The organism is Meiothermus cerbereus (assembly GCF_051297115.1).
Lineage (GTDB): Bacteria > Deinococcota > Deinococci > Deinococcales > Thermaceae > Meiothermus > Meiothermus cerbereus_A.
In genome coordinates this window covers 1-6,319 of record NZ_JBEVAL010000108.1, presented here as the reverse complement: position 1 = coordinate 6,319, position 6,319 = coordinate 1, and the positions used below count along the sequence as shown (strand labels likewise).

The 6,319-nt window shown below is 59.2% G+C and carries 9 protein-coding genes; 5 read left to right on the top strand and 4 right to left on the bottom strand.

Translation table 11 applies throughout. The features are described from left to right. Nucleotides 1–111: 111 nt before the first annotated feature. From ABWU19_RS14005 to ABWU19_RS13985, 5 genes are all read left to right on the top strand, one after another. The gene (locus ABWU19_RS14005) at nucleotides 112–1,050 is read left to right on the top strand and encodes a CobW family GTP-binding protein (RefSeq protein WP_435902276.1); all 939 of its coding nucleotides are present in this window, start codon (nucleotides 112–114) and stop codon (nucleotides 1,048–1,050) included. A 63-nt stretch (nucleotides 1,051–1,113) separates the two neighbouring features. Next, nucleotides 1,114–1,815: a lipoyl(octanoyl) transferase LipB gene (gene lipB, locus ABWU19_RS14000; RefSeq protein ID WP_435902275.1), complete on the top strand. Its 702-nt coding sequence runs from the start codon at nucleotides 1,114–1,116 to the stop codon at nucleotides 1,813–1,815. Then, the gene (gene lipA / locus ABWU19_RS13995) at nucleotides 1,812–2,786 is read left to right on the top strand and encodes a lipoyl synthase (RefSeq protein ID WP_435902274.1); all 975 of its coding nucleotides are present in this window, start codon (nucleotides 1,812–1,814) and stop codon (nucleotides 2,784–2,786) included. The genes lipB and lipA overlap by 4 nt, the downstream gene beginning before the upstream one ends. A gap of 6 nt (nucleotides 2,787–2,792) precedes the next feature. Further along, complete coding sequence (locus tag ABWU19_RS13990; RefSeq protein ID WP_435902273.1) at nucleotides 2,793–3,182, top strand: DUF3054 domain-containing protein; 390 nt, start codon at nucleotides 2,793–2,795, stop codon at nucleotides 3,180–3,182. A 49-nt stretch (nucleotides 3,183–3,231) separates the two neighbouring features. Beyond that, a complete protein-coding gene (locus ABWU19_RS13985) occupies nucleotides 3,232–3,861 on the top strand; it encodes an MOSC domain-containing protein (RefSeq protein ID WP_435902272.1) in 630 nt (209 codons plus the stop codon). A 238-nt stretch (nucleotides 3,862–4,099) separates the two neighbouring features. On the opposite strand, the gene rplI is transcribed toward ABWU19_RS13985, so the two are convergent. From rplI to rpsF, 4 genes are all read right to left on the bottom strand, one after another. Beyond that, nucleotides 4,100–4,549 carry a 50S ribosomal protein L9 gene (gene rplI, locus ABWU19_RS13980; RefSeq protein ID WP_435902271.1) on the bottom strand — a complete coding sequence of 150 codons (450 nt, stop codon included), beginning with the start codon at nucleotides 4,547–4,549 and terminating at the stop codon, nucleotides 4,100–4,102. Nucleotides 4,550–4,561: 12 nt separating this feature from the next. Continuing rightward, nucleotides 4,562–4,789, bottom strand: a complete 228-nt coding sequence (rpsR, locus tag ABWU19_RS13975; RefSeq protein WP_435902278.1) for a 30S ribosomal protein S18 — start codon at nucleotides 4,787–4,789, stop codon at nucleotides 4,562–4,564. Between the two features lie 65 nt (nucleotides 4,790–4,854). Continuing rightward, complete coding sequence (locus tag ABWU19_RS13970; protein ID WP_435902277.1) at nucleotides 4,855–5,688, bottom strand: single-stranded DNA-binding protein; 834 nt, start codon at nucleotides 5,686–5,688, stop codon at nucleotides 4,855–4,857. 148 nt (nucleotides 5,689–5,836) lie between these two features. Further along, nucleotides 5,837–6,151 (bottom strand): 30S ribosomal protein S6, encoded by a 315-nt coding sequence (rpsF, locus tag ABWU19_RS13965; RefSeq protein WP_027877514.1) that lies wholly within the window; start codon nucleotides 6,149–6,151, stop codon nucleotides 5,837–5,839. Nucleotides 6,152–6,319 lie beyond the last annotated feature (168 nt).

The following is a 6,319-nucleotide window of genomic DNA, read 5'->3' as shown; positions in this document are numbered from 1 at the left end:
ATGCATAGCACCCCCTCTTTTTTCACATCCCTGGGGGCAAGGTCAAGTAGCACACGAAGGAATGTAAAGCCGGTTTCCCTTCATGGCAGTCGCTGGAGTATGGTAATGCCCATGGCCCAGTTGCAAAAGCGCATTCCCGTAAGCATCATCGGGGGTTTCCTGGGAGCCGGAAAAACCACCCTGGTCAACCACCTGGTAGCCAGCAAAGCACACAGGTTCGGCATCATCGTCAACGAGTTTGGGGAGACTGGCATAGACGGCTCACTGATTGAAAATGTGGACACCGATGGAATCGCCGAGCTGTCCAACGGCTGCTTGTGTTGTGTGGGACGTGAAGACCTGGTCTCGGCCTTGTTCAAGCTTGTATCCCGCAAAGACAAACCCGATTACATCTTAATCGAACTATCGGGCCTGGCCGACCCGGTGCCAGTAGCTCAGACCGTGATGGATCCATTTGCCCGCACCAAGTTTGAACTGGACGGCATTATTGGAGTGGCCGATGCCCGCAACCTCGAGCAAACCCTGCGCGATGGCCCCGAAGGCGCGGTTCAGCTGGCCTACGCCAGCACCGTGGTGCTGAACAAAACCGACCTGGCCAGCCCTGAGCAGGTGGCCGAGGCTGAGGGCTTGATTAACAAGATCAATCCTCTGGCCCAGATTTACCGCACCTCGCGGTCAAGGGTAGACCCACAAGACCTGTTGCACCTGCGCGCATTCGACCTAGACTGGCGACCCCAGCATTACCAGCACCTGCACACCCCCAGGGTTCAGAGTTTCACCCTTACCGCCGAAGGGCTGCTCGAGCGCCAGAAAGTAAATGCGTTTATTGACCAGTACCTGATTTCCCGGCCCGATGCAGTTTTTCGCGCCAAGGGTTTCCTTAGCGTAAAAGGCTTCGACAAGCAGGTGCTGTTTCAGTCGGTGCGTGAGATATTTAGCCTCGAGCTAGCCCAGCAGCCGGTGCAGGCCCTGTCGCGCCTGGTGGTGATTGGCCGGGGCCTCAACCAACTTGAGTATGAAGAAGCTTTCCAGGCCCTAAAAGCGGGTTGACCTGGCGGCTATGTGTGGCTTCGTTCCTATGCGAACAGCGGGCTGGGAGTATGCTTTAGAGGTATGAGCGCCGCCTTCGAGGTGGAAAAACTTGGAACAGTGCCCTATGCACAGGCCTGGGAATACCAGAAGCAGGTTCACGCCGAGGTGGTTGGGGGGCAACGCAAACCCACTTTGCTGCTCCTGGAGCACCCCCGCACCATCACCCTGGGCCGTGCAGCCAGAGCCGAAAACCTGCTGTTGAGCGAGGCCCAGTACCGTGCGATGGGCATTGAACTGTTTAGCATCGAACGGGGGGGCGACGTAACCTACCACGGCCCCGGCCAGCTGGTGGGGTATCCCATCTTTCCAGTAGGGCGGCAAGTGCGGGGGTTCTTGCGGCAGCTCGAGCAGGTGGTCATGCAGGTAGCCCGCAGCTATGGCATCGAGACCTTTGCCACCCCAGGCTACGCGGGGGTCTGGGTGCGCCAGGCCGCACCGGTGGCAGGCTGGCCCGACCGCGAGGAAAAGCTCTGTGCCTTTGGGGTAGCGGTCAAGCAAGAGGTGGCCCTGCACGGCTTTGCCCTTAATGTGAACACCCAGCTCGAGGACTTCAACCTGATTGTGCCCTGCGGCATTAAAGACAAGGGTGTAACCTCGCTCCAGAAAATCCTGGGCTACCCTGTTAGCATGGACGAGGTAATGGAACGGGTGGTGCAGGCTTTCGGGCAGCAGTTTCCCAGCTTCGACTTCAAGCCCGCTACTTCTGCAAAGGAACTGGCATGAGCAAACTCAAGACCGTTCAACTCGAGGACTTCCAGCACGGCGGCCTGATCGAACTAAAAGTGATTCCGGGCGGCATCGCCCAGGAACGCCCCGAACCCATCGACCGCAACAAGCCCGCCTGGCTGCGGGCCACCGTGCCTACCGGCCCCAACTACCAGCGCCTCAAAGAGATGACCAAGCGGCTGCGCCTCAGCACGGTCTGTCAGGAAGCCATCTGCCCCAACATTGGCGAATGCTGGGGGCATGGCACCATGACCATCATGGTGCTGGGCAGCGTGTGTACCCGGGCCTGCAAGTTCTGCGCGGTGGACACCGGCAACCCCAAGGGCTGGCTAGACCCCCTGGAGCCTCTGCACGTGGCCCAGGCGGTGGCCGAGATGGGCCTCAAGTACGTGGTGCTTACCTCGGTAGACCGCGACGACCTGCCCGACGGCGGGGCCTCCCACTTCGCCGAGGTGGTGCGGCAGATCAAACGGCTCGACCCCTCGGTCAAGGTCGAGACCCTCACCCCCGACTTCCAGGGCCACCTGGCCGACGTCGAGACCGTTCTGCAGGGCGGCCAGGACGTTTTCGCCAACAACCTCGAGACCGTCCGTCGTCTGACCCCCCGCGTGCGGGACCCCAGGGCCGGCTACGACCAGACCCTGCGGGTGCTCGAGCACGCCAAAAAGGTGCGCCCCGAGGTGCTCACCAAGTCCAGCCTGATGCTGGGCCTGGGCGAAAGCGACGAAGAAATCCGCCAGGCCCTGCGCGACTTGCGGGCGGTGGGCGTAGATATCGTAACCTTCGGGCAGTACCTGCGGCCCAGCCAACACCACCTGCCGGTCGAGCGCTACGTAACCCCCGAGGAGTTCGCTATGTACCGCGACTGGGGCTATCAGGAAGGCTTTATGGAGGTCTTCAGCGGCCCTCTGGTACGTAGCTCTTACCGGGCCGAAAAGGTCTTCTTCGAGGCCACCGGGGCCGAGTAGTCCCCTATGGCACGCACTACCCGCCGCGTAAGCCGAATGCTGGCCTGGGGCGATGCCGTTTGCATCGTGCTGTTTGCCATTATTGGCCTGCAAACCCACGGCGAGCCCATCGGTCTGGCAGGGATTGCGCGCAATGCCCTGCCCATTTTGCTGGTCTGGTGGCTGGTTGCGCCGTTTTTGCGCACCTATTCCCGTCCCTCCTGGCAAAACCTACTCTATACCTGGGCCATCGCGGTGAGTGCCGGGGTTTGGCTGCGCCATATGGTGCTGCAAAAGCCGTTCGACCTGAGCTACCTGGTCTTTTGGGCGGTTGCGCTGGGGGCCACCCTGGTCTTGCTGCTGGCCTGGCGGGGGCTCGCCATGCTGCTGGCAGCCCGCCTACGTGCCAAATCTTGAAACCAAAACAGCTTTATAGCAGGCGGGTGAGACCTGTAAAGTGTGGGAGATGCATCTGATCTCCGTCAACCTGGGCCACCCCCAGCTTCTACCTGACAAGACAGCCACCGGCATTTACAAGAGCCCGGTTGAGGCGGCTCAAATTTCCCCTACAGGACTGGTGGGCGACCACATTGCCGACCAGGAGCACCACGGCGGCCCCGATCAGGCGGTATACGTTTATAGCGCCGAGGACTACGACTGGTGGATGGAGCAGCTGGGCGAGGCCCTGCAGCCAGGCACCTTTGGCGAAAACCTGACCTTCTCGAGCTTCGGCCCAGCGCCTTTGCGTATTGGCGATCGTTTTCGCATCGGCCAGGTGCTGCTGGAAGTCTCCGCCCCCCGCATTCCCTGCGCGACCCTGGCCGCCCGCATGAACGACCCGCAGTTCGTCAAAAAGTTCCGCCAGGCCCAGCGTCCGGGGTTTTATGCTCGGGTGTTGCAGGCGGGCCTCGTTCGAAAGCAAGACCCCATCGAAAAAATTGCAGCCCCCACCCACTACGTTACACTGGCAGAAGTCTTCAATCTGTGGTACGAGAAAGCCCCCGATGCGGCCAGGCTTCGCTGGGTTCTTACGGCTCCACTAGCTAGCCGAGCCAGAAAAGCTTTTGCGGGACGGCTGCAATCAATGCAGTTTTAGGGCGCTCTTCACAAATATTGAGCTGCCCACAACTTGATTGCTTTGTCCTGCACAGCACAGTGGCCTCCCGGATGACAGCGTCTGCGAAGAGTACGATAAGAAATATCCTTGATTGGTGCTTTTTGCTGGGGCCCCCACCTTCGGCACTGGCAAAAACCTGCAAATCTGGAAGGGGTTCATATCACCCCTCCAAACAAAAATGCCGCCAAGAACGGCGGCATTTTTAAAGGAGCTGGCTTCAGGCCTTGTCGGCCACCACCGAGACCTTAAGGGTCATGGGCACTTCAGGGTGGGGCTTGTAGGCCAGGGCGTAATCACCCAGGTCTTTGATGGGCTTTTCCAGAACCAGCTTCTTGGGATCAATGGTGATCTGGTGCTGGGCCTCGAGGGCAGCTGCAATCTCGCGGCTTGTTACCGAGCCATAAATCTTCTGGTCGCCGGCCTTTACCTTGAGAACCAGGGTAATCGGCTCCAGCAGCTCTTTAAGACGCTCGGCCTCGGCCTTGCGTTCGGCAGCCTTCCTGGCCTGGGCGCGGATTTTGGCTTCCAGGGTCTTGAGGTTGCTCTCGGTAGCCAGCGTGGCAATTCCGCGCGGCAGCAGGTAGTTGCGGGCATAGCCCGGCTTCACATTGACCACTGCCCCCACATCGCCGAGGTTCTCCATAGGTTCAAGCAGAATTACTTTCATCTTCCACTCTCCCTATTTCCGTACCAGCTTTTCGGTGAAGGGCAACAGGCCCATCATGCGGGCACGCTTAATGGTGCGGGCCAGTTTGCGCTGTTCCTGGGCGTTGAGTCCGGTGCGACGGCGGGGCAAAATTTTTCCGGTCTCGGACAGAAAGCGCCGAAGAATCTCAACGTTCTTGAAGTCGGTGAGGTCGAAAGTCCCCACTGCCGCAGCCACTTTGGGTTTACGACCACGGCGCATACCACGCTCGCCACGGTCCTGGCGGTCGCCCTTGGGGCCACCACGATTGGACATCTTCTTGGTGCTCAAAACGGTAAATCCTCCTCAGGTGGGAAATCGTCTTCTAAGCCTTCTTCAATATCTACCTTGCCCGTACGGCCTTTGGCTGTGGAAGCCATCTGGGAACTGTTTCCACCTGTACTTTGTCCAGTTCCACGGGCAAGTCGCTCCAGGCGGGAGAGCTCCACGCGGGTGGTGAAGCGTCTTGTGCCGTCCTGAGCGGTCCAGGAGTCGTTCACCAAGCGTCCGATTAGGAACGCCCCGTCTCCTTTTTTGAGTTCTGCCGCATACTCGGCCAGCTCGCGCCAGGCCTGAGCTTCCACGTAGTGCACCTTTTCCTGCTCCCCTCCCTGGCGGGTGGTGTATTTTTCGTTTATCGCCAGCGAGAGTCGGGTTACGGCGGTTCCCTGGGGCGTGTAGCGCAGCTCGGGGTCACGGGTCAGGTTGCCTACCAGCATTACGTGGTTGAAGCCATCCTTAAGGCGCTCCTGACCACGGGCATCGGTGATGGTTACCTGGCCCCGCTTACCTTCCAGACTCACAATCTCCATGCGGTCGGCACGGATGTCCAGACTGCTCTTCTTTTGTCCATCCTGCTCCCAGGAGCGGTACTCAAGCCTGCCATCCACAAATAGCGCCATACCGGCCTTCAGGGTGTCGCCCCAGAACTCTGCGCTTTTCCCCAGCAGTTTAATGCGGTGGTACCAGGCCGGTTCGCGGGTCTGGCCCTGCTCGTCGGTGACGATATCGTTGCCGGCCAGGTTAAGCTCCATCACAGCCAGCCCACCGGGCGTGTAGCGCAGTTCAGGGTCTTGGGTTAGGGTGCCTACCAGGGTTACGCGGTTGAGGCCTCGAGCCATACTCATCAGTCCTTTTCGTTACGGTCTTTGCTTCAGTTTATCTCTTTAGTAGCGCTTTTGGGTCTGCCTCTTCAGGCTTCGGGTTTTGCGCTTGGTTTGAGTTCCATTACGGTCTCGGCCTCAGAACTCAACTTGAACAGCCAGCAGCCTATTTCTTCTTCTGGCTGTTTCGCCATTCGGGACGGTCGCGGATGATGGTTACACGACGTACGTGCTCACGCAAGCGCAGTTCGCGCTCCAGCGCGGCATTGTTGTTGCCGGCCATCTCCACCGTGTAAAAGACCACATTGCCTTCGGGGTCTTTCTGGATGGGGTAGGCCAGGCGACGGTTGCCCCAGTCGTCCACGTTTTTGATACTGGCTCCGTGGCGCTCGAGGGTAGCTTTGATGGTGTCTTTTTCCAGAGCAGACTGGGCTCCATCGAGGTTGGGGTTGAGGATGACGTTAACTTCGTACTGTGGCATGTTCACCTCCTTTCTGGTTGGCTTTACCCATAACGCCCGCTTGAAGAGCAGAATGGGGCACAACGCTACTGGCGATCCTTTCGGATCACGCAAGGTGAGAGTATATCAGATACGCCAATTCGGAAAAGGACTTGACACCCAGTGGAAAATAAGGGACGGGGGTGAGTT